This window comes from Paraburkholderia sp., from assembly GCF_035501035.1.
GTDB lineage: Bacteria > Pseudomonadota > Gammaproteobacteria > Burkholderiales > Burkholderiaceae > Paraburkholderia.
In genome coordinates this window covers 1-3,663 of the sequence record NZ_DATJWR010000462.1, presented here as the reverse complement: position 1 = coordinate 3,663, position 3,663 = coordinate 1, and the positions used below count along the sequence as shown (strand labels likewise).

The 3,663-nt window shown below is 64.9% G+C and carries 3 protein-coding genes and 1 pseudogene; all 4 read right to left on the bottom strand.

Annotated features, from left to right (window positions below; all coding sequences use genetic code 11):
• Positions 1 to 244: 244 nt before the first annotated feature.
• A complete protein-coding gene (locus VMJ11_RS32335) occupies positions 245 to 466 on the bottom strand; it encodes a hypothetical protein (protein ID WP_325625113.1) in 222 nt (73 codons plus the stop codon).
• The gene (istB, locus tag VMJ11_RS32330) at positions 463 to 1,233 is read right to left on the bottom strand and encodes an IS21-like element helper ATPase IstB (RefSeq protein WP_414694547.1); all 771 of its coding nucleotides are present in this window, start codon (positions 1,231 to 1,233) and stop codon (positions 463 to 465) included. The genes VMJ11_RS32335 and istB overlap by 4 nt, the downstream gene beginning before the upstream one ends.
• Positions 1,214 to 2,722 carry an IS21 family transposase gene (gene istA, locus VMJ11_RS32325; protein ID WP_325625112.1) on the bottom strand — a complete coding sequence of 503 codons (1,509 nt, stop codon included), beginning with the start codon at positions 2,720 to 2,722 and terminating at the stop codon, positions 1,214 to 1,216. Before istA ends, istB begins: the two co-directional genes overlap by 20 nt.
• 739 nt (positions 2,723 to 3,461) lie before the next feature.
• Positions 3,462 to 3,663: pseudogene (locus tag VMJ11_RS32320) on the bottom strand (hypothetical protein); the annotation flags it as partial.

Below are 3,663 nucleotides of genomic sequence, written 5' to 3'. Positions count from 1 at the left end.
GTTACCTGCTCGCCGCATGTCGCGCGTCACCCGCTGGAGGCCGAAGTGACAGGCGTCCGGGGGGACGCTCGCCCAACCAGCGAAGTGAGAATCCGGTGGCAATCCATTCTGCGCCGGTTACAACTCGGGTCCGGCCTGGTGTTGGCGGCGGCGTAAATCCGACACCAGATGGCGGCGCAAGGTTGAGTTAAACACTCGACCATGCGCCGCAGGCATTGGCGTCCGCAGGGCGAGTAAAGCATGATCAGAACCCGCCCTCGATGTCGTCGATATCGGCATCGGTGGGCGGCGAACGCTGCTCGCGGATCAGCTCGTGTAACTCGACGCCGTAACGCATCCAGATGCGCGCGCGCAGATCGCTGAGCAGCTCGAACACGGCGAACGCCTGCTGGGGCGACCAGTCGGCGTCGATCAGGAAGTGCAGCCCGCGAGACAGGCCCGAAGGCAGGTGCGTGCGGCGGCTCACGGCTTCTTCTCCGGGCGCGCAGCGTTACGCCTCCTGGCGCGCTGCTCGGCCCGTTCGCGCGCTTCCTTGACGCGATACGACTCGCCCTCGATCGCGATGACCTCGGCGCGATGCACGAGGCGATCGACCAGTGACACGACGCAGGCCGCATTCGGGAACACCTCCGACCATGCTGCGAACGGTTTGTTCGTTGTAACCACCGTGCTCGCTGCGCCGTACCTGCGGCTCACCAGCTCGAACAGCAGGTCGGCATGGCGGTTCGAATACGATAGGTAGCCTACCTCGTCAATCAAGAGCACTTCGGGTGAAGCGTAGCGATGCAGGCGCCGGCGCAGCGCCGAGTCACTGTCGAGCGCGGCCAGCTCGCCGAGCATCTGGCCAGCCGTGGTAAAGAGCGCCGTGTAGCCGTGGATGAGCGACTGATACGCGAGGTTCAGTGCGAGTGTCGATTTACCCACGCCGTTCGGCCCGATCAGCACGACGTTGGACTTCTCCCTGACGAACTCGAGCGCCATCAATTCCTCGAGCGCGCCGCGGTCAATCCGCTTTGGCCATGCCCAGTCGAAGTCTGCAAGCGGCTTGAAGTTGCCCAGGCGGGCGTCGCGGATACGCCGCTCAAGCGAACGGCGTGCGCGTTCGTGCTCTTCCCACTGCAGCAACGGCTCGATCCATGACGCGTCGGCGATCTCGCTCCAGTGCGCCAGCAATCCATACATCCGCAAGGCATTGGCGCGCTCGTGCAACTGCTCAGTCCTGTTTGTCATCATCGGCCTCCGCTGTGAGCTGGTCGTAGATGTCGAGCCGGTGTGGCGTCACGCGCTTGTCCTTGTCGCGCACGTGTTCCGGCAGCTTGATGGCGATGGGCGGAGGCGCTCCCCGGGCAGCCCGCCGACGCTCCAGTGCCAGGCGCACCGGGTTCTGGTGCGGCGCGGCGCCGCTCGCGAGGGTTTCCTCGATCGCGGCCTGCAGTTCGGCGGCGCCATACCGGTCGAGCAATCGCAGCAGCTGCGCGGTAATGTTGCCCAGATTGCTTCCGCGTTCGGCCGCGCGCAGCATCAGTGTCCGGGCAGCCGGCGCGGCGTGCGCGAGATGGTCCAGGCCGCGGTGGTGGCGGGCCTCACGTTTGTGCTCCACCAGCGCATCGATGTGCGTCGCGATCTCGATCTGCGCGCCGCGGTCGTAACTGCGAGCATGCTCGGCGACGACAGCGGCGCCATCGAGGATGCGCACCTGATGCTGGTCGGCACGAACCGTGAGCGTTCGTCGCACATGCGTGTGCGGTATCGAGTAGTCGTTCAGGTCGAAGCGCACATAGGGCGTCTTGCCGGCCGTCACGGGAAGCTGCAGTTCGCACGGGTACGCGTTGTCTGGCAATGCAAGCAGGCTCGGCTTCTCGCGCTCGAAGGCTTCGCGCACAGTGATGGCCGGATCCTCCCGGCATGGACGATCGGCTGCCACGCCCGCGCACCATTGTGCGGCCTGGTCGTTCAGATCATCGAGATCGGCGTACTTGCGCGCGGCAAAGAAGCTCTCGCGTGCGAAACGAATTGCTCTTTCGACACGACCTTTTTCGTTTCCCCTCGCAACGGCCACCGGCCTGGGTTCGAACCGGTAATGGCTGGCAAACGCGAGCAGCGCCGGATTGAAGCGGATCGCATCGCCCTGACGCTCGAGCACGGCGCTGCGCAGATTGTCGTACTTGAGGACCCTCGGCACGCCGGACCATGCTTCGAAGGCACCCACGTGCCCGGCCAGGAAGCTGTCCATACGGGCGTCGAGGAAGAAGCGTAGCCAGATCTGCCGTGACCACGACAGCACCATCACGAAGGCCATCAACGGCCGGCGCGCGCGGCCGATCTGCAGGTGGCCGAATGAGGCCCAGTCCACTTCCCCCACTTCTCCCGGCATGGTGCGCAACCGCAGATAGGCTTCGGGAGTCGGGCGTGGGCGGTGCAGCGCCACCAGGTGACGGAAATGGTGAATGTTGCCCCGGTAACCACGCTCGGTCACCATCGCGTACAGGCGGCTGGCCGTGAGGGAGGGAAACTTCCTGAGCGTCTCATGGATGAACGGCAGGTACGGATCAATCCGCGAGGTCCGCTGCAGACCGCCCACCCGCGGCAGGCCCGCCTGGGCCAGCACACGCTGCACGGTGCCGCGATGCACATGCAACTGGCGCGCGATGGTGCCGCAGCGCCACTTCTCGACGTGGTAATAGCGCAGGATCTGCGCCTCAACTTCAGCCTTGATGGTCATGGGTCGGCTCCTTTTTGTTCGGTAGCAGTACGAACCTCATGGAAGACCCGACGGCGCAATGGCCCATGACGCACAAACTCACATGCGCAGGAACAGAAGCGGCAATGCCCGAGCGATGGCGTGGTTGCCATCGTGGCACTCGTCTGGCTGGCCGATGTCGTCGAAGTCGTGATCAGTAGAGCATCAGCGGTGGGCTCGGCGGAAGAGTGATGCGTCACTTTCTCGCGTCGCTGGCGATAGCGGCGCATCCTGGCGGCATGCGCCATACGACCGCGCCGGCTGCGCTGGTAACGGCGGCCAGCCTCGCGCAGGCTCGCTCGTCGCGCGGCCTGCGCGCAGTCGCGATCGCAGTAAGTCTGGCCGCTATCACAACGGCGACAGACGATGACCTGCGCCCGGCAACGGGCGCACACGTACAAGCGGCCCGTGGGCGGCTGCATTGGCGGCTCCTCCAGAACGCCAAAGAGGAGGGAGCAGTCGAACCAAGTCGACGGGCCGCGTGAGCAATGCGATACTGACGGCTCACACGGCTCTCCGGCCGGGCGACAGGCCCGCCATATGGATACCCTGTGGAGGCGCAGCACCGGACTGGACTTGGCGGTTGAGGCCGGCGCTGCGCCTGTTGTTCTTCTTCTTTGGCAAACGCCTTTCTACCATGCGGACGGCCCGCCCCGATTCAGGGCACGTCTCCAGTCGCCCCCACGGGCTCCCTACGCCGTGCCCTGAATCAACGTCCCGTTCAGCGTACGTTGAACGCTTCCGTGATGTCTGTCTTCATCCTCGCGCGTGGCGCCGCCGCACTATGACGCCGCCGTTTATTGTCGGTTTTCAACCGCCGTTCACAACTCACACCGAGTGCCTCACAGACGATCTTTGGCTTATCGCCACGAGCGAGCATCAAAAGGCCAGTGGCGCGTCTGCGCGAGTTCTTGAACCGATGA

Coding starts and splice junctions, on each gene's coding strand:
- istB (WP_414694547.1), bottom strand. CDS start 1,233: ATGATGACAAACAGGACTGAGCAGTTGCACGAGCGCGCCAATGCCTTG.
- istA (WP_325625112.1), bottom strand. CDS start 2,722: ATGACCATCAAGGCTGAAGTTGAGGCGCAGATCCTGCGCTATTACCAC.